This window comes from Streptomyces sp. NPDC001549, from assembly GCF_042894025.1.
In the GTDB taxonomy this organism is placed as follows: Bacteria; Actinomycetota; Actinomycetes; order Streptomycetales; family Streptomycetaceae; genus Streptomyces; species Streptomyces kutzneri.
This window is the reverse complement of record NZ_JBIAVJ010000006.1, coordinates 42,458-65,211: the sequence shown is the minus strand read 5'-3', so window position 1 is coordinate 65,211 and position 22,754 is coordinate 42,458. Positions and strand designations below refer to the sequence as shown.

General features: G+C 72.1%; 16 protein-coding genes. 12 read left to right on the top strand and 4 right to left on the bottom strand.

Features of this window, described 5'->3' with window-relative positions; translation table 11 throughout:
* Positions 1 to 197: 197 nt before the first annotated feature.
* From ACFY04_RS12525 to ACFY04_RS12515, 3 genes are all read right to left on the bottom strand, one after another.
* A complete protein-coding gene (locus tag ACFY04_RS12525; protein ID WP_389116127.1) occupies positions 198 to 602 on the bottom strand; it encodes a hypothetical protein in 405 nt (134 codons plus the stop codon).
* An 85-nt stretch (positions 603 to 687) separates the two neighbouring features.
* Positions 688 to 2,751, bottom strand: a complete 2,064-nt coding sequence (locus tag ACFY04_RS12520) for a UvrD-helicase domain-containing protein (RefSeq protein ID WP_389116125.1) — start codon at positions 2,749 to 2,751, stop codon at positions 688 to 690.
* A gap of 72 nt (positions 2,752 to 2,823) precedes the next feature.
* Positions 2,824 to 4,038: a hypothetical protein gene (locus tag ACFY04_RS12515; protein WP_389116123.1), complete on the bottom strand. Its 1,215-nt coding sequence runs from the start codon at positions 4,036 to 4,038 to the stop codon at positions 2,824 to 2,826.
* A gap of 109 nt (positions 4,039 to 4,147) precedes the next feature.
* On the opposite strand from ACFY04_RS12515, the gene recQ reads away from it, so the two are divergent.
* The 5 genes from recQ to ACFY04_RS12490 all read left to right on the top strand — a co-directional run bounded on the left by recQ (position 4,148) and on the right by ACFY04_RS12490 (position 12,982).
* Positions 4,148 to 6,178: a DNA helicase RecQ gene (recQ, locus tag ACFY04_RS12510; protein ID WP_389116122.1), complete on the top strand. Its 2,031-nt coding sequence runs from the start codon at positions 4,148 to 4,150 to the stop codon at positions 6,176 to 6,178.
* Positions 6,179 to 6,649: 471 nt separating this feature from the next.
* Entirely contained in the window at positions 6,650 to 6,889 is a 240-nt protein-coding gene (locus tag ACFY04_RS12505) for a hypothetical protein (protein WP_389116121.1), read from the top strand.
* Between the two features lie 114 nt (positions 6,890 to 7,003).
* The gene (locus ACFY04_RS12500; RefSeq protein WP_389116120.1) at positions 7,004 to 7,810 is read left to right on the top strand and encodes a hypothetical protein; all 807 of its coding nucleotides are present in this window, start codon (positions 7,004 to 7,006) and stop codon (positions 7,808 to 7,810) included.
* Entirely contained in the window at positions 7,807 to 10,083 is a 2,277-nt protein-coding gene (locus ACFY04_RS12495) for an NHLP family bacteriocin export ABC transporter peptidase/permease/ATPase subunit (protein ID WP_389116117.1), read from the top strand. The genes ACFY04_RS12500 and ACFY04_RS12495 overlap by 4 nt, the downstream gene beginning before the upstream one ends.
* A 1-nt stretch (position 10,084) precedes the next feature.
* Entirely contained in the window at positions 10,085 to 12,982 is a 2,898-nt protein-coding gene (locus tag ACFY04_RS12490; protein ID WP_389116116.1) for an NHLP bacteriocin export ABC transporter permease/ATPase subunit, read from the top strand.
* 4 nt (positions 12,983 to 12,986) lie between these two features.
* Here ACFY04_RS12490 and ACFY04_RS12485 read toward each other — a convergent pair whose 3' ends face one another.
* Positions 12,987 to 13,739 (bottom strand): hypothetical protein, encoded by a 753-nt coding sequence (locus ACFY04_RS12485; protein WP_389116114.1) that lies wholly within the window; start codon positions 13,737 to 13,739, stop codon positions 12,987 to 12,989.
* A gap of 230 nt (positions 13,740 to 13,969) precedes the next feature.
* On the opposite strand from ACFY04_RS12485, the gene ACFY04_RS12480 reads away from it, so the two are divergent.
* The 7 genes from ACFY04_RS12480 to ACFY04_RS12450 all read left to right on the top strand — a co-directional run bounded on the left by ACFY04_RS12480 (position 13,970) and on the right by ACFY04_RS12450 (position 21,947).
* The gene (locus ACFY04_RS12480; RefSeq protein ID WP_389116533.1) at positions 13,970 to 14,779 is read left to right on the top strand and encodes a M15 family metallopeptidase; all 810 of its coding nucleotides are present in this window, start codon (positions 13,970 to 13,972) and stop codon (positions 14,777 to 14,779) included.
* Positions 14,780 to 14,931: 152 nt separating this feature from the next.
* Complete coding sequence (locus ACFY04_RS12475; protein ID WP_389116531.1) at positions 14,932 to 15,846, top strand: cyclase family protein; 915 nt, start codon at positions 14,932 to 14,934, stop codon at positions 15,844 to 15,846.
* 166 nt (positions 15,847 to 16,012) lie between these two features.
* Positions 16,013 to 17,593 (top strand): GMC oxidoreductase, encoded by a 1,581-nt coding sequence (locus tag ACFY04_RS12470; protein ID WP_389116111.1) that lies wholly within the window; start codon positions 16,013 to 16,015, stop codon positions 17,591 to 17,593.
* 253 nt (positions 17,594 to 17,846) lie between these two features.
* Positions 17,847 to 18,641 (top strand): SDR family oxidoreductase, encoded by a 795-nt coding sequence (locus ACFY04_RS12465; protein WP_389116529.1) that lies wholly within the window; start codon positions 17,847 to 17,849, stop codon positions 18,639 to 18,641.
* A gap of 32 nt (positions 18,642 to 18,673) precedes the next feature.
* Complete coding sequence (locus ACFY04_RS12460) at positions 18,674 to 20,164, top strand: cytochrome ubiquinol oxidase subunit I (RefSeq protein WP_389116109.1); 1,491 nt, start codon at positions 18,674 to 18,676, stop codon at positions 20,162 to 20,164.
* Entirely contained in the window at positions 20,161 to 21,207 is a 1,047-nt protein-coding gene (locus tag ACFY04_RS12455; RefSeq protein ID WP_389116108.1) for a cytochrome d ubiquinol oxidase subunit II, read from the top strand. Before ACFY04_RS12460 ends, ACFY04_RS12455 begins: the two co-directional genes overlap by 4 nt.
* A gap of 95 nt (positions 21,208 to 21,302) precedes the next feature.
* Positions 21,303 to 21,947, top strand: a complete 645-nt coding sequence (locus tag ACFY04_RS12450) for a CatB-related O-acetyltransferase (RefSeq protein WP_389116106.1) — start codon at positions 21,303 to 21,305, stop codon at positions 21,945 to 21,947.
* Positions 21,948 to 22,754: the final 807 nt, after the last annotated feature.

Below are 22,754 nucleotides of genomic sequence, written 5' to 3'. Positions count from 1 at the left end.
GCCGGCTCGCGCCGGAGCTGGCGCGGCGGCTACCTGCCCGACTCATGTTCCCCGCCTGCCAGTGGAGAGGCAGCGGCCGCGCGCCCGGACGGCACGGGCGACCGCCTCTACCGGGTCGGTGAGGCCCGGTAGGAAACGGTGACCGGACCCCTGAACTCCTCGGCAGGCACCCCGGCCTGGCCGGACGGGGCCCAGGACTACTCGTCGATGTTCAGGCGGGCGATGTCCGCGGCGTACGCGGCGGTGCGGAGCGCCGTGGTACCCGACACGAACAGGCCGGCACCTCCGATGGCGAAGGGGAGGGAGAGCAGCAGGCCGGCGGTGATCGGGCCCCAGTCACGCGCGCCGTCGCAGGTGTCGCCCTCGTCCACGAGGTAGGACTCGCGGAGGTATCCGGTCTCGTGGAAGGCCCGGGACTTGCACTCGACAGCACCGCGCTGGCCGTCGACGCTGAAGGGGAACACGAGCAAGTACCCCAGCCACAGCCAGATGAGTACGGCCACGGCCATCAGGCCACGGCCCCAGCCCCGTTCGCGCAGCCCCCGCACCCGGAACTCCGTGTCGTACACCTGGGCCGATGAGTTCATAGGGGTGACGTCCATACGGGTGAATCTAACCGAAACGGTTGACCTCGTCCTCTCGACTTAGGGCGGGACTGCCGGAGCGGCTCGGCTAGGGCACGTCCCGTCAGGCGACCCCGGTGACGCTGCCGAGCCACAGCAGGTCACGAGCCCGGGTCATCGCCACGAAGAGCTGGCTGCGGAGCAGTTCCTCGCGCTCCCGGGCCGTCTCCGAGGTCTCCGTACCGCCCGCGGGACCGCCCGCCGTGCCGGCCGGCGTCCCGTTGGCGAACACCGCATCGTGCCGGGGCAGGAAGACGTTCTTGAACTCCAGGCCCTTGGCCCTGCGGTAGGTGCCCAGCTTCACCGCGTCGACCGCGCGGCCGTCGTAGTGCTCCAACTGGCACACCGGGATGCCCGCCTGGTTGAGCAACCGCTGGTAGTGGCCGATGGCGCGCATGGAGGGGCACAGCAGGGCGGTGTCGGCCCGCGCGCCATCGGACAGGGAACGCAGGGCGTCCAGGAGTTCCCTGTCGTGGGCGTCGACCGTGGGCCTGGTGACGCGTACGACGTCCCCGTCGTGGTAGGTGAGGTCGACATCGCGGCGGCCCGGGGTGCGCACGCCGTCGATGTCCTCGAAGGCGTCGTCGGCCACGACGGTGAGGGCCGCGTCCAGGATCTGCTTGCTGTTGCGGTAGTTGGTGCGCAGCACCTGTCCGCGGTCGCCGCGGATGTCGATGCCCGCGTCGGTGAGGCGGAAGCCGCCCGGGTACACGGTCTGCTGGCCGTCGCCGACGAGCAGCAGACCGTTCGGCACGTCACCGACGAGCGCGTGCAGGAGGCGCACGCCGACGAGCGTGAGGTCCTGGACCTCGTCCACGATGACGGCCGCGTACGGGGGCCGCTCGCGCCGGCGTGCCGCTTCGGCCAGGGCCAGGGAGAGGACGTCGTTGAAATCGTGGACGCCGCGCTCGCCGCGCAGGGATTCGTACGCCTCGTACAGCTCCCACACCGACTGCCGGTGCGTACGGTGGAGGCGCGCCTTCCGCCGCCGCCTGGGGAGGGTCACGTACTCCTCGAAGCGGGTGAGGCCTCGCCCCTTGATGACGTAGTCGATCTCTTCGTGCCAGTAGGCGGGGGCCGGGTCGAGCTCGGCCAGGCGGCTCTCGCGGCCGACGTTCTTCCAGGCGAGGCTGAAGGCGGTCTCGGCCTTGTCCCCGTGCAGCCGTACCGGTATGCCCCGCTCCTGCAGGAACTCCTGGGCCCAGGAGTGGAGGCTGCGGAAGTCCACCCGGTCGGCGACGGCCGGGGCCATGGTCCTGAGGAAGGTGCTCTGCACCCGGGGCAGGTTGTTGGCGAAGGTGACGTACAGGATGCGGCCGGTGGTCCGCCGGGCCAGGTAGGCCGCACGGTGCAGGGCGACGACCGTCTTGCCGGTACCGGCCGGTCCGCTGATGCGGGCCGGACCCGCCCAGTTGCGGCGCACCAGTGCCACCTGATCGGGGTGGAGGAAGGTCATCCACTGCTCGATCGGCGCCTGCATCGCTCCCTTCAAGGCCGCGTCGCGCAGCCCTTCCAGGTCGAACAGCCCGTCCGAGGTGGGTCGGTGGTGCTCGGGCGCCTGCGGTGTCTGCTGGTCGACCGCCGACCCCGCGTAGCCCGGGAACACCCGCTCCATATGATCGGCGATCGCCCGGACCGACTCCGCGCGCAGCCGGTGCGGCTGCGACAGCAGCACGGGGCCGATCTCGTGTTCGCCCAGGAGCCGTATCCGGCCGCGGCTCGTGTCGACACGCTGCCCGGCGAACACCATGAGCGGCTGGACCGCCACTGGTGACATGCCGAGGGACGCCACCGCGCTCTCGGCGGCCTTCGTGGCGGCGAGCAGCCCGGCCGCGCGTCCGTCGTCCGGCTCGCCGCCGGCCGTGACCTGGAGGACGAAGACTCCGCCGGGCCCCACCAGCAGCATGTCCGCGTCGGCGGTCCGTGTCCCGGACCATTGCCGGTCGACGAGCAACCGCCACCCGCGCGCGGTCAGTACCAACAGCTGGGCGAGTACCCGCTGTTCGCCCTCGCCGACCGCGCCCCACCGCAGGGCCTGCCGGCGGGCGGCCTGCCACTGCTCCCGGAGTAACCGCTCCTGCCGCCGCGCGTCCTGCGCCCGCTGCGATGCCGCCCCGCCTGCCCCCATACCCAGCCCCCTCGTACGCGGAGTGACGATCATAGGGCGGAACGCAACCGCGACGGCAGGGCGCGTAACGGGCTAGTCCTGCCAGTAGAAGAGCAGGGTGCCGACGTTCAACGGGTCGCGGCTGCCGAAGTAGTACACCCCGAGGTCGGTGACCTGGATGGAGCCGACGGCCTGGTCGATCCAGCGGAAGCCGGCGGATTCGAGGGCACGGCGCACGTCCGGGTCGTCGTCGTCATCGGTGGCGAACCGGCCGAGCGTGCTGATGGACACCCTGCCGTCGCTCTCGCCGTAGCCGATCACGTGGTACGTACCGTCCCCCTGATGGTTGTCCTCTCCGCAGGAGACCGGCGGCTTCGGCGCGAGGCCCGCGGCGGTGAGGGCGGCCATGGCCCGCTGCAGCCGCTCGGCCGGGTCGGAAGCGGGCGGCGGCTGCGTGCACACGGCCTCGATCCGCCACCGCGGATCGCTCCGCTCCTCGGCCCACTGCCCGTACTCGTGGACGATCGCCGTGCGCAGTTCCTCGTCCAGGCCGGCCACCTCGACGCGGGGCCGCCCCAGCTCCTCGTACAGCCGCCGGGTCTCGGCGGTGTCATCGGTCAGCCGGTGCAGCGCGTACGCGGCCCACAGCTTCGCCTCCTCGGTCGGCGCCCCGGCGAGATAGCCGCGCAGCCGCCCGGGGTCGGTCAGGAGCGCCTGCGCGCGGTACGCGACCGCCCGGTCGGGGTCCGCGAGCGCATCGGTGACGTCCTCGCCGGCACGCTCCCGCATGCGGATGGCGGTGGAGCGGTCCTCGGGCCGGGCCTCGCCGAGTTCGGCCGGCACCGCCTCGAACCCGTACCGCGCGGCCAGTGCGTCCAGCCCCGCCTCACCGGCCTCCCGGTGGTGGCGCCACGGACTGAAGGCGAGGGTCGCCAGGGCGCCCGCCGCCGTGAGGTCGCCGAGCGCGCCGCGGGCCCCCAGGACCGCCCCGGCCATGCCGTACGCACTGTCCTGGTCCCGGTCCTCGTGCCGCAGCCAGGGCAGCAGCTCGGGGCGGTCCGCGAGCAGGGTCAGCAGCGCGATGCGCACTTCGCTCACGTCACCGGTGTCCTGGACACAGGCGATCAACTCGGGCACGCGCCGCTCCGGAACCCGTCCGGCCAACGCCTCCGCGCAGGCCCGGCGGCGCCACCACGGCTGGGCCGTGTCGGCCGTGCACCTCGCGAGGGCGTCCGCGTCGAACACGCGCAGGCCCGCGGTGTCGGTCCGCCCGGGTTCCGGGCTCAGCATCTTGATCGTCTTCGCCATCCCGGGATGTTACTCGGCGTCGCCGGGCGGGGCCCTGCCTATTTCCGGGTCCGGGTCCGGGTCCGGGCGGACGGGATCCGGTGTCGGTGAGTGTCGATAGGCTTCATGGATGGCACTCCCCGACGCTTCCCCCGAGACCTCCGAGACCTCCGACGCTCTGCAGGTACTGCACCGCGTGTTCGGCTACAGCTCCTTCCGCGGTGAGCAGCAGGAGATCATCGGGCAGGTCGTCGGCGGCGGCGACGCCCTCGTGCTGATGCCGACCGGCGGCGGCAAGTCGCTCTGCTACCAGATCCCGGCGCTGGTCAGAGAAGGCACGGGCATCGTCATCTCGCCGCTCATCGCGCTGATGCAGGACCAGGTGAACGCGCTGACCGCCCTCGGGGTGCGGGCCGGATTCCTCAACTCGACGCAGGACCCGTACGAGCGGCAGGCCGTGGAGCAGGCGTTCCTCGGCGGCGAGCTGGACCTGCTCTACCTGGCTCCCGAGCGCCTGCGCACCGAGAGCACCCAGCGGCTGCTCGACCGGGGGACGGTCTCGCTCTTCGCGATCGACGAGGCGCACTGCGTCGCCCAGTGGGGTCACGACTTCCGGCCCGACTACCTCGCGCTGTCGATGCTGCACGAGCGCTGGCCGAAGGTGCCGCGGATCGCGCTGACCGCGACGGCCACCGCGGCCACCCACGCCGAGATCGTGGCGCGGCTCGGCCTGGAGGAGGCCCGGCACTTCGTCGCCAGCTTCGACCGCCCGAACATCCAGTACCGGATCGCCCCGAAGAACAACCCGCTCAAGCAGGTGCTGGAGCTGATCCGCAGCGAGCACACCGGTGACGCCGGAGTCGTCTACTGCCTCTCCCGGGCCTCCGTGGAGAAGACCGCGGCCTTCCTGGTGGAGCAGGGCATCGACGCCGTGGCGTACCACGCGGGCATGGACGCCCGGACGCGCGCGGCGAACCAGGCGCGCTTCCTGCGGGAGGACGGGGTCGTGGTGGTGGCCACGATCGCCTTCGGCATGGGCATCGACAAGCCGGACGTGCGCTTCGTGGCCCACCTCGACCTCCCGAAGTCGGTCGAGGGCTACTACCAGGAGACCGGCAGGGCGGGGCGCGACGGCGAGCCGGCCACGGCGTGGCTGGCGTACGGCCTGCAGGACGTGGTGCAGCAGCGCAAGCTCATCGACGGGTCCGACGGCGACGAGACGCACCGCCGCTCCCTGGGGATGCACCTGGACGCCATGCTGGCGCTGTGCGAAACGGTCGACTGCCGCCGGGTGCGGCTGCTGGCGTACTTCGGTCAGCCGGGCACACCGTGCGGCAACTGCGACACGTGTCTGGCGCCGGCCGAGTCCTGGGACGCGACGGTCGCCTCGCAGAAGCTGCTGTCGACCGTGTGGCGGCTGGCGAACGAACGGCGGCAGAAGTTCGGCGCCGGCCAGATCATCGACATCCTCCAGGGCAAGAAGACGGCCAAGGTCATCCAGTTCGACCACGACGCGCTCTCGGTGTTCGGCGTCGGGGCGGACCTGGGCACCGCGGAGTGGCGGGGGGTCGTACGCCAGCTGCTGGCGCAGCGGCTGCTGGCGGTGGAGGGCGAGTACGGGACGCTGGTGCTGACCGAGGACAGCGGCGAGGTGCTGGGCGGACGCCGCAGCGTCCCGATGCGGAAGGAGAAGGCGCCCACCGGCCCCGCCCGCAAGGAGTCCGGATCGCGCTCGGGCAAGGGCGCCCGCGTACCGGTCGACCTGCCGGCCGCGGCCGAGCCGGTCTTCCTGGCCCTGCGCGCCTGGCGGGCCGAGACGGCCAAGGAGCAGGGCGTACCGGCGTACGTCGTCTTCCACGACGCGACGCTGCGGGAGATCGCGACGCGGCTGCCCGCGTCGGCGGAGGAGCTGGGCACCATCGGCGGCATCGGCGAGGCCAAGCTCGCCAAGTACGCCGAGGGTGTCCTCGACACCCTGGCGGAGTGCGGGGCCACGGCCTCGGTCTCGGCTCCCGCCACCGCACCGCCGGCCGGGTCCGCCGCTCCGGCTCACCCGGCGGCACCGCCCGCGGCACGGCCCGCGGCGTCGGCGCCGGACGACGACGAGCCGCCCTTCGACCTGGACGAGATGGCTCCGCCGCCCTGGGACGACTGGCAGTAGCCGTTCCAGCCGCACGGGGGGGGCGGGGCCGGGCCGCGGCACCCTGCGCCCATGGGCAGTCCGGCCCATGGGCGCCCGGCGACCGGGTGTGAGGGGCCCGTCACCCCGTGCACCCTCAGGAAACCTGCACAGGGCGTCCGCGAACTCGACAGCAGACCTCCCCCGCAGGGCAATTTGTCAGGCTATGTCCCGTCCCTTCAGTGACGATTCATCCCGTTCGGTTCCGTGCCGGCAGCACACCTCCCCTATCTGTTACTCGATCCTGTGAAGAAGTCGCCACCATTCGGTGAATCAAGCTGCACGTCCGTCGGCAGAGGCGGCCGTTCGCTCTTGACGGGAAGTCAGCGGGATTGGGTGGAGGGCGCGTTCGCGTGCTTTCATCGTGCGCATCGCAGCAGTCAGGAACGGCGGCCGAGTATTTCCGCCGACCGCGCGGCGATGAATTCCTCCCCCCAATGAAAGGTGCGCGCCATGCGTAACGACCTGGAGACCCGCGAGATCGACGACACCGAGCTGGACGCCGTGTCCGGCGGCATCATCAGCGTGTCCGGCGGCCTGGCCGGCGCCGTGACCAGCGATGTCAGCAATGTCGTCGGCGTCGTGGGCTCCCTCCACACCGTCCAGGCCGCGACGGGCATCGTGTCCCACGTCCCCGGTCTCGTCACGGACATCACCGGTGTTTCGGTGAACTCCGGTCGCGCCGGTCTCTGATCGGAAATACCCCGTGAACCCCGGATCATCCCCCACGGCTCCGGGGTTCACGGCCGCCCGTATGTCCGCCCGTATGTCCGCTCGACGATACGAATGCAGTCGAAGGAACAGTCCGTGCAGTTTCGCCAAAAGGCACTTTCCAAGCTGCAATCGCCCGAGGAATTGGACCTGCCGGTTCGCTTTGCCCGCCCGCAGGGGCGGCTCGTCCTGGCCGTCACGGTCGCCGTCATGGCGGTCGCGGCCTACTGGGCCTTCACCGGCACCGTGTCGTCCAAGCTGAGCGCACCGGGCATCCTCACCCGGGCCGAGGGCAGTTACGTGCTGCAGACGCCGGTCGCGGGCCAGGTGACCGGAGTCCTCGCCGAGGAGGGCCAGTTGCTGGCCGCCGGTGCGCCCCTGCTCAACGTCCGTACGGAGCAGGGGGAACGGCCCGTGCGCGTGGTGACCGGCGGCCGGTTGACGACACTGGTGGCCAAGGTGGGTTCGGTCGTCGCCACGGGTGCGGACGTGGCCACCCTGGAACGTGCGAAGGATCCGGAGGACCCGCTGGTGGCCGTGCTGTACGTACCGGGCGGCAGCGGTTCGGCGATCGCCGTGGGCGCCCCGGTCGACCTGAGCGTCCAGTCCGTCCCGCAGCAGCGGTTCGGCATGCTGCGCGGGCGCGTCACGGCGGTCGGCCGCGCGCCCCAGACGCGGGCGCAGATCGGCGGCTTCCTCGGCGACAGCGGGCTCGCCGAACAGTTCTCCCGGCACGGCAGCCCGGTGGCCGTCGTCGTCCGGCTCGAACGCTCCTCCTCCACCCCGTCCGGCTACGGGTGGTCCTCCGCGGACGGGCCCCCGTACGCCGTCGATTCGAGGACGCCCGTCACCGGAGCCGTCCACCTCGCCGCGCAGCGCCCGGTCGACTGGCTGCTGCCGTGACCGCGCCGCACCTTCCTCCCGCCGGGCGCCGGCGCCACCGCCCCGAGCCGAAGGGCCGCTCCCGCCGCAGGCCCGTGCGCCGACCCGCACCCGCACCCGCGTCCGTACCGAGGGGCAGGACGCCCCGCCCCGTACGCACCCCCACCGTCCTGCAGATGGAGGCGGTGGAGTGCGGCGCCGCCGCCCTGGCCATGGTGCTCGGCCACCACGGCCGCTTCGTCCCGCTCGAAGAACTGCGCATCGCGTGCGGTGTCTCCCGCGACGGCTCCCGCGCCAGCAGCCTCCTCAAGGCCGCCCGTGGGTACGGGCTGACGGCCAAGGGCATGCAGATGGACCTGGCCGCGCTCGCCGAAGTGAGCGCCCCGGCCGTCCTCTTCTGGGAGTTCAACCACTACGTCGTCTACGAGGGCACGGCCCGGCGGCTCGGACGCACGGGCGTGTACGTCAACGACCCCGCCAAGGGCCGCCGGTTCGTCCCCATGGACGAGTTCGACACCAGCTTCACCGGGGTCGTCCTCACCTTCGAGCCGGGCGACGGGTTCCGCCGCGGTGGCCGCGGACGGGGCGTCCTGGGGGCCGTGCCCGCCCGCCTGCGGGGCACCTCGGGCACCATGGCCGCCGCCGTGGCCGCCAGCCTCCTCCTGGTCGCCGTCGGCGCGGCGGTGCCGGCCTTGAGCCGTACGTACATCGACATGTTCCTCATCGGCGAGCAGACGTCCCTGCTCGGTGTGCTGTTCGCCTCGATGGCCGTCACCCTCGTCCTCACCGCGGCCCTCACCGCGCTGCTGCAGGCCAATCTGCTGCGCGGGCGCATCATCGCCTCGACCCTGAGCAGTGCCCGCTTCTTCCGGCACCTGCTCAGGCTTCCGGTCACCTTCTACTCCCAGCGCAACCCGGCCGACCTGGTCCAGCGTCTGCAGTCCAACGACGCGGTCGCCGAGACCCTCGCCCGGGACCTGTCCGCCGCGGGGGTGGACGCCGTGGTGGTCGTGCTCTACGCGGTGCTGCTGTGGACGTACGATCCGCAGCTCACCCTCGTCGGGGTGGCCGTGGCGCTGCTCAACGTGGTCGCCCTGCGGATCGCGATCCGGCTGAGGGCCACCGGTACCCGGAAGCTGCGCGCCGAGAGCGCCCGGCTGACCAACACCGCGTACAGCGGTCTGCAGCTCATCGAGACGATGAAGGCGACGGGCGGCGAGAACGGCTTCTTCCGCCGCTGGGCCGGACAGCACGCGGTCACCCTCGACGTGCAGCAGCGGCTCGGCGTGCCCAGCGCGTGGCTGGCGATCGTCGCGCCCACGCTCGCGGCGTTCAACAGCGCGCTGATCCTGACGATCGGCGGCCTGCGCGCGGTGGAGGGCCATCTCACCGTGGGCCTGCTCGTCGCCTTCCAGGCCCTGGTGACCAGCTTCACCGCGCCGATCTCCCGGCTGGGCGGCGTCGCCGGCCGGATCCAGGACTTCGCGGCCGACGTCGCCCGCCTGGGCGACGTCGAGAACTTTCCGGTCGACCGGGTCTACTCACGGCGCGAGCCCGCGGCCTCCACCCGACGCCTCAAGGGCCATGTGGAGCTGGACCGCATCACCTTCGGCTACAACCCGCTGGACGCCCCGCTGCTCAAGGACTTCTCGCTGACGGTCGGGCCCGGGCAGCAGGTCGCGCTCGTCGGGGGCTCCGGCAGCGGCAAGTCCACCGTCTCCCGGCTGGTCTCGGGTCTCCACGCCCCCTGGGCCGGGGCCATCCGCATCGACGGGATGCGCCTGGAGGACATCCCGCGCGGCGCGCTGGCCGCGTCCGTCTCCTTCGTCGACCAGGACGTCTTCCTCTTCGAAGGCACCGTCCGCGACAACGTCACGCTGTGGGACCCCTCCATCGCGGACGAGGCCGTCGTCGCCGCCCTCCAGGACGCCGCCGTGCACGACGTGGTGGCCCGCCGCCCCGGCGGCATCCACAGCCGCGTCGAGCAGGACGGCCGCAACTTCTCCGGCGGCCAGCGCCAGCGCCTGGAGATCGCACGGGCGCTGGTGCGCCGCCCCAGCGTCATGGTGCTCGACGAAGTGACCAGCGCCCTGGACGCGGTGACCGAGCAGATCATCATCGACAACCTGCGCCGCCGTGGCTGTGCCTGTGTGGTCATCGCCCACCGGCTGAGCACGGTGCGCGACAGCGACGAGATCGTCGTGCTCGACCGGGGCACGGTCGTGGAACGCGGGCGCCACGAACACCTGGTCGGCGCGCAGGGCCCGTACGCCGCACTGGTCAAGGAGCACTGAGGTGACGTACGCGGACCGTGACACTGCCGCTGTCACCACCGGTACGCCGGTGGGAGCTCCGGATCCGGTCGTCGCGGCCCTGGGCGCGCTGGGCTCGCCGGTGGACTGCACGGGGCTGCGCAGCCTGTCCCTGGAAGGTCCGCTCGTCCTGTGGCTGGTCGTCCAGGGCGAGCTGGACCTGTTCGCGGTGGACGCCGCGCAGGGCGGGCAGTGGCACTTCCTGGGCCGGCTGGAGCCGGGCACGCTGTTGCTCGGGCCCGCCGAGGGCCCCGACCACACCCTGGTCGGCCGGCCCCTGCCCGGGTGCCGGCTGCGCCGTATCGGACTGCGGGAGCTGTACCGCTCGGAGCACGCGCCGTTCCCGCCGCACTCACAGCACCCGCAGCACCCGCAGTACGCCGGCGAAGGGCCGTACGGCGCCGCTGCCGCCGGAGGGCCGAGCCCGCTGGAGGACGCCTTCGCGCGCGGCATCGGCCGCGGTCTGCGCGTGCTCTACGAGGCACCGCTGGACGGCACCGCCACCACCGGGCACGGCGGAGCCGACGACGACATCCTGTGGATGCGGATCACCCCCGGCAGCGTGCGGTACGGCGCCGTGTACGAGACGGAGCCGGTCGGCACCCTCCTCGTCGACGCGGCGATGTGGCAGGGCATGGTCGACCAGCAGTACCGGCTGCTGTACGCCCTGGACGGCTGGATCGAAGAGCTGGAGCGCGCCCACGAGGACCGCACGGCCGCCGGGATCGAGGCGGGCCGGGCGGCCCGTACCCAGGCGGACCGGACGCTGCTGGCGTCCATCGTCCGCGCCGGCGGCCGCGATCGCCACCGGAGCGCGGACGTCGACGCGACCTTCGCGGCGTGCCGCGTCGTCGCCGGCGCGGCCGGCCTCTCCCTGTCCCCACCGGGCGGGGCAGCCACCACGTCCGAGCAGCTGGATCCCGTCGAACGCGTCGCGCTCGCCTCGCGGATCCGCACCCGCGTGGTCGGTCTCGGCGGGCGCTGGTGGCGGGAGAACAGCGGGCCGCTGGTGGGCCGGCGCGAGAAGGACGGCATGCCGGTCGCCCTGCTGTGGCGGCGCGGTGGCTACGAGGCGGTCGAACCCGCCACCGGCAGGCGCGAACGCGTCAGGAGAGCCAACCAGGCCGCCTTCGAACCGCGCGCCGTCATGCTGTACCGCCCCCTGCCCGAGGGGCGGGTGCGCCTGCCCGCGCTGCTCCGCTTCAGCCTGCGCGGCACCCTCCCCGAGCTGCGCAGCCTGATGCTGGGCGGGCTGGTCGCGGTGGTGCTGGGGGCACTGGTGCCGGTCGCCACCGGCCAGGTCCTGGGCCGGTACGTCCCGCAGGGCGAGACCGGTCTCATCGTGCAGACCGGGCTGGCGCTGGTCGCGACCGCCGTGGTCGCGGCCGTCTTCATGCTGCTGCAGAACACCTCCCTCCTGCGCATGGAGGGCCGCATCGAGGCCACCTTGCAGCCGGCCGTGTGGGACCGGCTGCTGCGGCTGCCGGCGACGTTCTTCGCCGGTCGCTCCACGGGCGAGCTGGCCGGCGCGGCGATGGGCATCAGCGCCATCCGCCGCGTGCTGTCCGGCATCGGCCCGGTCTGCGTGCAGGCGGGCGCGGTCGGTGCGGTGAGCTTCGTACTGCTGCTCGTCCACAGCGTGCCGCTGGCGATGGCGGCGCTGGGCATGCTGGTCGTCATCGCGGTGTTCTTCCTGGGCCTGGGTCTGTGGCAGCTGCGGTACGAGCGCCGGCTGAACACGCTCGGCCACCGGCTGGGCAACCAGGCCTTCCAGACCCTGCGGGGCCTGCCCAAGCTCCGCGTCGCCGCGGCCGAGAGCTTCGCGTACGCCGCCTGGGCACGGGAGTTCGCCCGTACCCGCGACCTGCAGCAGCGCATCGGCCGGACCCAGAACGTCAGCACGGTCCTCGGCGCCGTCTACCTGCCGCTGTGCACGCTGGTGATGTTCGTGCTGCTGGCCGGTCCGGCACGCGGCGCCATGTCCGCCAGCGAGTTCCTCACCTTCAGCACCGCGCTGACGATGCTGCTGTCGTCGGTCACGCAGGTGACCGGGGCGCTCGTCTCGGCCGCCGCGGTCCTGCCGATGTTCGAGCAGATCAGGCCGCTCCTGCGGGAGACCCCCGAGGTGGACCGCTCCAGTACCCTCCCGGGAGAGCTGACCGGTGCCATCGAGGCCAGGAACCTGTCCTACCGCTACGCCGACGACGGCCCGCTCGTCCTCGACGACGTCAGCCTCCGGATCGAGCCGGGCGAGTTCGTCGCGGTCGTCGGGGCCAGTGGCTGCGGCAAGTCGACCCTGCTGCGGCTGCTCATCGGCTTCGACAGGCCCGTCTCGGGCAGTGTGCTCTACGACGGTCAGGACCTGGCGGCGCTCGACCGGGCGGCCGTACGCCGCCAGTGCGGCGTCGTACTGCAGAACGCCCAGCCCCTCACCGGCTCGATCCTCGACTGCATCCGCGGCACCGGGACGTTCTCGCCGGAGGAGGCATGGGAGGCTGCCGCGATGGCGGGCCTGGCGGCGGACATCGAGGCCATGCCGATGGGCATGCACACCATCCTGTCCGACGGCGGCGGGACCGTCTCGGGCGGTCAGCGCCAGCGGCTGATGATCGCCCAGGCCCTCATCCGCAAGCCGCGCATCCTGTTCCTCGACGAGGCCACCAGCGCGCTGGACAACGAGGCTCAGCGTGTGGTCACCGAATCCACCCGCGCCCTGCGGGCCACCCGCCTCGTGATCGCCCACCGGCTCTCCACGGTCATGGACGCCGACCGCGTGATCGTCATGGCGGACGGCCGGATCGTCCAGCACGGACCTCCCGCCGAACTGCTCGCCGACACGGCCGGCCTCTTCCACGGCCTGGTCCGCCGGCAACTGCGCTGACCCACTACTGGAGCTCGGACAGGTCGACGGAGTCGGCCGGCGCCGGGGGCCGGGGCGTGACGGGCTTGTCGAAGTCGGAGAAGGAGGCATCCACCTTCCGGCCGGACTCATCGGTGCCCCGCACCTGCAGGAGGTACGGCTCGTCCTGGGTGGAGACCTGGTACGTGCCCGTCCTGCCGTCGCGCCGGCTGGTGACCGTGATGGCGGGTTGGCCGTCGACCGTGGTCCGGGAGCCCTTGACCAGCTGTTCGCTCGGCGGCTTCGAGGAGAACTCCTCCTTGAAGAAGTCCAGATCGCAGACCTGGGCGAAATCGCTCAGCATGGCGCTGTCCGTAGTGCCGTGCAGGTAGCGGCCGTTGATGAGCGCGATCGCGTCCTCGGCCGCGGGACCCGGCACCTGGGCTCTGAGCAGGGCGTCGTCGAGCTTCATCCAGACGTCGTCGCCGCGTTTGACGATGTCGGCCGTGCCGGCGCTGCCGGGGGGTGTGACGGTGCCGACGCAGTCGCCCTGCTCGTCGAACCTGAGGTCGAGGGTGGTGGTGCCCGAGGTGTCGCTCACCTTGCCCACCATGTGCATGGAGGTGACCTTGGACATGGCCGCGCGCGAGGCCTGTGCGATGGCCTGGGCGCTTTCGTCGGCGATGCCGTTGTCATCGGCGACGGCCGTGCCCCCGCCCAGGCCCAGGCCCGCGAAGACCAGCAAACAGGCGGCTCCGGCGGTCGCGCAGCGGGCCACGGCCGCCCTGGGTGCGGACATGGGGCACCACCTCCCTCGGGCTGCTTCCGGTGCGGCGGCAGGCATCACCGCTCCTCCGGCGCAACCGGTCACCTGATCAGCGTAGGTCCGCCTCGCGGTGGACGCAGTTCGGGTGGGCCCGGCCGGATCCGGACGGGACGGGCCCGGCGTCGGGCAGCATGGTGCCCGATCACGTCCCCACTGCACTGCCGCTGGAGGCTCGGATGACCGGTTCCACGTCCTTACCGCCGATGAGGGCACGCCTCGCCGTGACCGTGACGGCCATCGCCGCCGCTCTGACGATGGCCGGGGCCGCCACCGCCGGGGCGAGCGCACCGCCACCCGGGGCGAAGGCTCCGCGCGCGTTCGTGGCACTGAGCTCGGTCGACCCGACGATCCTGCAGGACATGCGGTACGTGCGCGCGCACAACTTCGTCGGCGAGCCGGTCGACGGCTACCGGCAGCCCGTCTGCATCCTGACCCGACCGGCCGCCGAGGCCCTGCACCGGGCCCAGATGAGCCTGCTGCGCCGGGGCTACTCGCTCAAGGTGTACGACTGCTACCGGCCGCAGCGGGCCGTCGACCACTTCGTACGGTGGGCCGAGGACCTCGGCGACGAGCGGCGGAAGACGGAGTTCTATCCGCGCGTCGACAAGTCCCGGCTGTTCGAGGACGGCTACATCGCGAAGAAGTCGGGACACAGCCGGGGCAGCACCATGGACGTGACGCTGGTGCGGCTGCCGGCACTGCCGGCGCCCCGACCGCGGCCGGGGCAGGAATCGGTGCCCTGCTACGCGCCCCGGGCGGAGCGGTATCCGGACAACTCGGTGGACATGGGCACGGGTTTCGACTGCTTCGACACGCTGTCGCACACCGACGACCCGCGCGTCCAGGGGGCACAGCGTGCGAACCGGGACCTGCTGAGGTCGGCGCTGGCGGCGGAGGGGTTCGTCAACCTGCCCGAGGAGTGGTGGCACTTCACGCACAAGCCGGAGCTGTTCCCCGACACGTACTTCGACTTCCCCGTCGCGCACCGGTCGGTCGCCGGACACCGCTCCTGAGGATGCCGGGCGCCGCGGCCGAGCGGGCGACGCGGCCGCCGGGATGCACGGGACGCTGCGGCGGCGGACAGTGGAGGCGGGGCCTTCGGCAGACCGGGAGAACCCGCGTGACGGACGACGACCCGACGCCCGACCGGACGGTTTCGCCTTTCATGACGGAGGCGGCCTTCCGCTCCCTCCACGCCGAGCTGCGCCGGCGGGCACCCGCCGGCCCGGAGCACCGGCGCGGCACCCTCGCCCACCTGACCCCGGAGCGTGTGGCCGCGGCGGCGGCCGGCGTGCGCCTCGGGCGTACCGTGTCGCTGGCCGCTCCCATCGAGACACAGCCGGGGCCGGACGATCCGCAGCCCGCCGTGTACCGCCTGACGGCGCCGACCGTGTCGGAGACCGGAACCCCGGGGGTGCATTTCGCCCTGGACCGGTTCGCCATGAACGTGCACGGGGACGCCCACAGCCATCTCGACGCACTGTGTCACGTCGTGTTCGACGGCGAGCTCCACGGCGGCGTCCCGGAGAGCCGTCTGGCGGCGGGCGCCGCGCGCGGGATCACCCTCGACCTGGTGCGCGACGGGATCGTCGGCCCCGGGGTCCTGCTGGACGTCCCGCGGCTGCGCGGGGTGTCCTGGCTGGAGCCCGGAGACTTCGTGACCGCCGAGGACCTCACGGCGGCCGAGGAGGCCCAGGGCGTCCGGATCGGGCCGGGCGACCTGCTGCTCGTACGGGTCGGACACCGCCGCCGGCGCCGGGAGACCGGCGCGTGGGACGCGGCGCACGCCCGGGCGGGCCTGCATCCGGCGTGCATGGGGCTGCTGGCCGAGCGGCAGGTCGCCGTCCTCGGCTCGGACGGCAACAACGACACGGCGCCGAGCCCGGTGCCCGGCGTCTCCTTCCCCGTGCACGTCCTGGCTGTGCACGCCCTGGGCATGCACCTGATGGACTACCTGGACCTGGACGAACTGGCCGACGCGTGCGCGGGGCTCGGGCGCTGGCGGTTCCTGTGCACGGTGGCACCGCTGCGGCTGCCGGGGGCCACCGGCTCCCCGGTGAACCCGATCGCCGTCCTGTGACGCGCGCCGTCGGTGACCACGGGCACCGGGCCCGGCATCCCGGCACCGTGCGACCGCGCGCTCCCCGGGTGCCGCACCGGCGGAGGGCGTATACGTTCGAAGGGGGGACCCTGCCGCGACAGGCCCGCCGGGGCCGCGGCACCGCAAGCCGAGGACGGTGATCCGGTTGAACGACGCTCCGCACTACGACGTCATCGTCATCGGAACGGGCGCGGGCGGCGGCACGCTCGCCCACCGGCTCGCCCCGTCCGGGAAGCGGGTGCTGATCCTCGAACGCGGTGGCTTCCTCCCCCGCGAACGCGACAACTGGGATTCCACGGCGGTGTTCGTCAAGGGGAAGTACCGCGCGCCCGAGTTCTGGTTCGACCGGCACGGCCGCGAGTTCCCTCCCGAGGTCAACTACTACGTCGGCGGCAACACCAAGTTCTACGGCGCGGCGCTGTTCCGGCTGCGTCCCGAGGACTTTGGGGAGCTGCGCCACCACGACGGGCTCTCGCCCGCCTGGCCGGTCCGTTACGAGGACCTGGAGCCGTACTACACCCAGGCGGAGCACCTCTACCGGGTGCACGGCCGGCACGGCGAGGACCCCACGGAGGGTCCGGCGAGCGCCCAGTACGCCCACCCGCCGGTGGAACACGAGCCGCGGATCCAGCAGTTGAGCGACGACCTGGAGAAGCAGGGTCTGCACCCCTTCCACCTGCCCATCGGGGTCGACCTGGACCAGGACGCGACCGGCCGGGCGACCCCGTCCAGCGTCTGCATCCGCTGCAACCGGGTCGACGGCTTCCCGTGCCTGGTACGCGGCAAGTCCGACGCCCAGGTGATCTGTGTGGAGCCCGCGCTGCGGCACCCGGGCGTCGAGCTGGTCACCCACGCGCACGTACTGCGGCTGGAGACCGATCCGACGGGACGCACGGTCAGCTCGGTCGTCGCCCGCCTCGCCGGCGGCGAGGAGGCCCGGTTCTCCGCCGACCTCGTGGTCGTGGCCTGCGGCGCGGTCAACTCGGCGGCGCTGCTGCTCGCTTCGGCGAACGACCGGCATCCGCGGGGGCTGGCGAACGGTTCGGACGTGGTCGGGCGGTTCTACATGCGCCACAACAACCTGGCCCTGATGGCCATCTCCAGGGAGCCGAACGACACGCAGTTCCAGAAGACCCTCGCCCTGCACGACTGGTACCTGGGCGCGGACGACTGGGACTACCCCCTCGGCGGGATCCAGATGCTCGGCAAGTCGGACGCCGAGCAGATCCACGGCGAGGCCCCGCGCTGGGCCGGAGCGGTGACCCCGAACATGCCCTTCGAGGTCATGGCCCACCACGCGGTGGACTTCTGGCTGTGCGGGGAGGACCTGCCGCTGCCCGACAACCGCGTCACCCTGGACGGCGACGGCCGGATCCACCTCGCGCTCGACGAGTCCCACAACACGGCCGGGCTGGGGCGGCTGCGGCACAAGCTCCAGAGCATGCTGGGCCGGCTCGGCATGCACGAGCACCATCTGCTGGACCACAGCCTCTACCTGCACAAGGGCATGCCGATCGGTGCGACCGCGCACCAGGCCGGCACCGTACGGTTCGGCACCGACCCCGCGTCGTCGGCCCTGGACCTCAACTGCAAGGCGCACGAACTGGACAACCTGTACGTGGTCGACACGAGCTTCTTCCCGAGCATCGGCGCGGTGAACCCGTCGCTGACGGCCATCGCGAACGCCCTGCGGGTCGGCGACCACCTCCTGGAGCGGATGGGCTGACCCCGCGGCGGGACCCCGCGGCGGGACCCCGCGGCGGGGACACCGCGGCAGCGACACCGCCGTCCGGGCGAAGATCCTGCACCGGGTGGCGCAACACGGATCGCGGCGGGCCGCCGCGCGCCGGATGCGGTGATTGGGTGACGTCGGACCCGCCGGGGTGCCGTCACCCCGACGGCACGGGGCGGCGGGGCGAAGGAGGCAGTCCGTCGTGAGTTCCACCGAGGGCGTACCCCGGGGCGTGATCCCCGCGCACCTGCTCCGGGGCCAGAAGGCACTGGTGACGGGTGCGAACTCCGGAATCGGGAAGGCCACGGCGATCGGCATGGGCCGGGCCGGGGCGGACGTGGTCGTGAACTACGTGGCCGGACGGGAGGAGGCCGAGAAGGTCGTCGAGGAGATCGCCTCCTTCGGGGTGCGCGCGGCGGCGTACGAGGCGGACGTGTCCGACGAGGGCCAGGTCGTGGCCATGATGGACCGCATGGTCGAGGAGTTCGGGACCATCGACATCCTCGTCGCCAACGCCGGCCTCCAGCGGGACTCCGCCTTCACCGAGATGACGCTCGCCCAGTGGCAGAAGGTCATCGACGTCAACCTGACGGGACAGTTCCTGTGCGCCCGCGAGGCGACGAAGGAGTTCCTGCGGCGCGGGGTCGTCCCGGAGGTCTCCAGCTCCGCAGGCAAGATCGTCTGTATGAGCTCGGTGCACCAGATCATCCCCTGGGCCGGGCACGTGAACTACGCCTCCTCCAAGGGCGGCGTGCAGATGATGATGGAGACCCTGGCCCAGGAACTCGCCCCGCAGAAGATCCGCGTCAACGCGATCGCCCCCGGCGCGATCCGGACGCCCATCAACCGCAGTGCCTGGGACACCCGGCAGGCCGAGCAGGACCTGCTCAAGCTGATCCCGTACGGCCGGGTCGGCGACCCGGAGGACATCGCCCACGCGGCCGTGGGCCTCGCCTCCGACCTCATGGACTACGTCGTGGGCACCACGCTCTACGTGGACGGCGGAATGACGCTCTTCCCGGGCTTCGCCACCGGCGGCTGACCTCCGTCCGCTTCGGCCCCGGGGAGGGACGCATGCACACCACGCTCCACCTGCTGGCGGAGGCACCGCCGCCGCAGATGCTGCCGGCCCGCTCGCTCATGGCCTTCACCCTGGCCTCGCACATCATCCTGGTGCCCATGGGCGTGGCGCTGCCGCTGATCACCTTGATCATGCACGGCTACGGGCTGCGGCGCGGCGATGCGACCGCGCTGCTGCTGGCGCGCCGCTGGTCGGCGGTCATGGCGGTGCAGTTCGCCATCGGCGTCGTCACGGGCACCGTCCTGTCCTTCGAGTTCGGCCTGCTGTGGCCGGGTCTGATGGGCCGGTGGGGCGATGTGTTCGGGATCGGCTTCGGCGTCGAGGCATGGGCCTTCTTCCTGGAGGCCGTCCTCATCGCGATCTACCTCTACGGGTGGCGCCGGCTGCCCGCCCGGACCCACTTCCTCCTCGGACTGCCCCTGCCGGCGACGGCCCTGCTGGGCGCCTTCGGCATCCTGGCGGCCAACTCCTGGATGAACACCCCGCGGGGCTTCTCCCTCGACTCCGAGGGCAATCCCGTGGACGTGGACGTCCGCAAGGCGATCTTCACGCCGATGTTCGGGCCGCAGTACTGGCACTTCGTCGTGGCGATGCTGGTCACCGCCGGGTTCGTGGTGGCCGGTGTCTACGCCACCGGCTGGCTGCGCGGGCGCCGCGACCGCTACCACCGCCTCGGCTTCACCGTTCCGTTCACGGTCGCGGCCGTGTTCACTCCCGTCCAGTTCATGCTGGGCGACGCGATCGCCCGGGCGGTGTTCCAGAAGCAGCCGGTGAAGTTCGCGGCGATGGAGATCGTCTGGAACACCGACACGCACGTCCCGGAGTACCTCTTCGGCCGCCTGCACCCCGACGGGACCGTCACCGGCGGCATCAAGATCCCCCAACTCGACTCCATCCTGGCCGGCTTCAGCCCCGACACCGAGGTGCACGGACTGTCGTCCGTACCGGCGGCGGACCGGCCCACCGTGTCCCAGGCCACCCTCATCCACTGGACCTTCGACATCATGGTGGGCATCGGCTCGGTGCTCCTGCTGCTCGTCATCTGGTACGCGTTCGTCTGGTGGCGGCGGCGCCGGCTGCCCGCGTCCCCGTGGTTCTACCGCAGCGCCGCCTGCGCCGGTGTGGCGAGCGTCATCGCCGTCGAGTGCGGCTGGATCACCACCGAGGTGGGCCGCCAGCCGTGGATCGTCTACGAGAACATGCGGGTCGCCGAGGCGGTGACCGGGGCCCGCTCCGGGTCCTTGTGGACCATGTTCGCCGTGGTCGTCGTCGTGTACGTCCTCATCTTCGGATCCTTCCTGGCCGTGCTCCTGAAGATGCGCACCCGATGGCGCCAGGACGACGAACGAAGCCTTGAGGCGGGCGCGATGGTGACGCCGGAGACCGACACCCCCTACGGCCCCCGCTCCGCCGTCGCGGCCGGCGACGCCCCCGCTCCGGGCGACGGCCCCGGCGCGGCACCGACCGAGGACGGCAGGCCGTGACCGCCGCCGGTGTGGTCGCCGCCGTCCTGCTCCTCGCGGTGGCCGCCTACACCTGCGCCGGCGGCACCGACTACGGGGCGGGCTTCTGGGACCTGACGGCGGGCGGCGCGGAACGCGGGAAGCGCCCCCGGTGGCTCATCGACCACGCCATGGCCCCCGTCTGGGAGGTCAACAACGTCTGGCTCATCTTCGTCCTGGTCATCATGTGGACCGGGTTCCCGGTGTTCTTCCAGACCGTGTTCTCCTCGATGTGGCTGCCCCTGGCCCTCGCCGCCATCGGCATCGTGCTGCGCGGCGCCGGCTTCGCGCTGCGCAAGCCGACCCGCAGGATCGCCGGACGGCGCGTCTACGGCGCCGTGTTCGCGGTTTCCTCGCTCCTCACCCCGTTCTTCCTCGGTGCGGCCGCGGGCGGGATCGCCTCGGGGCGCGTGGGGCCGGGCACCGAGCCGACGGCGCACGCCTGGTTCAACCCGACCTCCGTCTTCTTCGGCCTGCTGGCCGTCGTCGGCACGGCCCTGCTCGGGGCGGTGTTCCTCGCCGCGGACGCCGTCCGCTACGAAGCCCCCGACCTGCACGCCTACTTCCGGCGGCGGGCGCTGGCCGCCCTCGCCGCCTTCGCCGTGCTGGGCGCGGTCACGCTGACCGTCGCCCACGAGGACGCCCCCCACCTGTGGCACGGCCTCACCCACGGCGCCGGGCTCGTCCTCGTCATCCTGGCCGTACTGGCCACCCTCGTCACCGCATGGCTGCTGCTGCGCACGTCCGGGGCGTGGTCCCGGCCGGCGGCCGTCGTCCTCATGGCCTCGGCCGTGCTCGCGTGGGGCGTGGCGCAGCGCCCGTACCTCATCCCCGGCCGGCTGACGGTGGCCGAGGCGGCGGGGGCGCCCAGCACCCTGCACTGGCTGCTCATCGTGACCGTCGTGGCCGCGGTCCTGGTCTTTCCCGCCGTGGCCTTCCTGTACCGGCTCGACACCCGCGGCGATCTGGAACCCCTCACCGACGCCGACCTGCGACGGGGCGGCGGCCCGGAACCCGGGGCCTGACGGAGCCCGTCGACGATCGCCGGAACGCCGCAACACCGTGCGGCACGAGCAGAATGGAGCCTTGGCCGGCCATTGCCGTATCGAAAGCGACTGCCGTGAACCGTCTTCCCGCGGACCCGACCGTGCTCCACCCGTTTCCGGACCAGCCGCGCGTCGTACTGCTGAAGCCGCTGCTGACGTCACCGCTGATCGAGGCCGGGGAGTACTCGTACTACGACGACCCGGAGGACCCGACCGCGTTCGAGACCAGGAACGTCCTGTACCACTACGGGCCGGAGAGGCTGGTCATCGGGAAGTTCTGCGCGCTGGGCACCGGGGTCCGGTTCATCATGAACGGGGCCAACCACCGTATGGACGGCCCCTCCACGTTCCCCTTCCCCATCATGGGCGGCTCCTGGGCCGAGCATTTCGACCTGCTCACCGGCCTGCCCACCAGGGGGGACACCGTCGTCGGCAACGACGTCTGGTTCGGCTACGGCACGATGGTGATGCCCGGAGTGCGCATCGGGCACGGCGCCGTCATCGCCTCCGGTGCCGTCGTGGTCGATGACGTCCCCGACTACGGCATCGTGGGCGGCAACCCGGCCCGGCTCATCCGCACCCGCCACACCGGCGCCGACATCGCCCGCCTGCTGTCGATCGCCTGGTGGGACTGGCCGGCGGCCCACCTCACCGAACACATCCGGACCGTCATGTCGGGCACCGTCGACGACCTCGAAAGGGCCGCACCCCGATCGTGAGCGGACAGGGCCCCTAGGGTCTGCCGTCAAAGTGATCTTGAGTTATGGATCACGGTGTCGTGATACGTCGCCATGAACTGTCCGACGAGGCGCCGGCCATGACGGAGCACGGCGAGGGAACGTCCGCCTGTCCGCGCGCCCTCCCCCGGCGGGCCGTGGTCCTGGGCGCGGCACTGGCAGCACTGGCCACGGGCTCCGTCCTGGCCTGGAGCCTCCGGTGTCGCCAAGGCCCTGGTGGCACCGCTCGCGCGGGCGAAGACGGCCGTGGTGTCCCCGAGCAACACCGACCCCCTTCTGGCGCTGGGCCACCCTTCCCCCCTCCCCCGGCACCCGGGCGAAGGTTCCGCAGGCCGTGACAGGGCTCGCCTTCGACGGTGTCACGGGCCGCGTCGCGTTCGACGTGGCCGGCGACACGATCACCCGCCGACTCACCGTGTACACGGTGAAGGACGGCAGGGGGCCATGGTGACGAGCGGCCCTGCCACCCGCTGACGCCATCGGAACGCATCGTGCGCCGTGCGTTCCGTGCCGTCGTTCGGCAACGACACACCACCGCGTCCGCGGGGGGCCGGTCAGGAAAGCCGGCACGTGTGGAACCGGTTGGGTGGTTGTTTCTGAAGGACGCGGGGATCCGGGGCGATGCCCTGGCCCGGCCTTGGGGACGGTGTGGCCGAGGCGGCCGTGGCCCAACTACCGCCATTTAAACGGAATCACATGCACCGAATGCGTGATGTGTCACTGTGTCAGGAGTGACATTGCATTGCTCGACAAATGCGAGTTATGGTCCCAATGACCAATCTGACCTGG

Bases quoted from the DNA above. Each gene is read 5' to 3' on its own strand.
- ACFY04_RS12515 (WP_389116123.1), bottom strand. From the start codon at position 4,038: ATGGCGAAGACGATCAAGATGCTGAGCCCGGAACCCGGGCGGACCGAC.
- ACFY04_RS12485 (WP_389116114.1), bottom strand. From the start codon at position 13,739: ATGTCCGCACCCAGGGCGGCCGTGGCCCGCTGCGCGACCGCCGGAGCC.
- ACFY04_RS12475 (WP_389116531.1), top strand. From the start codon at position 14,932: ATGACGGAGGCGGCCTTCCGCTCCCTCCACGCCGAGCTGCGCCGGCGG.
- ACFY04_RS12520 (WP_389116125.1), bottom strand. From the start codon at position 2,751: ATGGGGGCAGGCGGGGCGGCATCGCAGCGGGCGCAGGACGCGCGGCGG.
- ACFY04_RS12480 (WP_389116533.1), top strand. From the start codon at position 13,970: ATGAGGGCACGCCTCGCCGTGACCGTGACGGCCATCGCCGCCGCTCTG.
- ACFY04_RS12505 (WP_389116121.1), top strand. From the start codon at position 6,650: ATGCGTAACGACCTGGAGACCCGCGAGATCGACGACACCGAGCTGGAC.
- ACFY04_RS12525 (WP_389116127.1), bottom strand. From the start codon at position 602: ATGGACGTCACCCCTATGAACTCATCGGCCCAGGTGTACGACACGGAG.
- ACFY04_RS12460 (WP_389116109.1), top strand. From the start codon at position 18,674: ATGCACACCACGCTCCACCTGCTGGCGGAGGCACCGCCGCCGCAGATG.
- recQ (WP_389116122.1), top strand. From the start codon at position 4,148: ATGGCACTCCCCGACGCTTCCCCCGAGACCTCCGAGACCTCCGACGCT.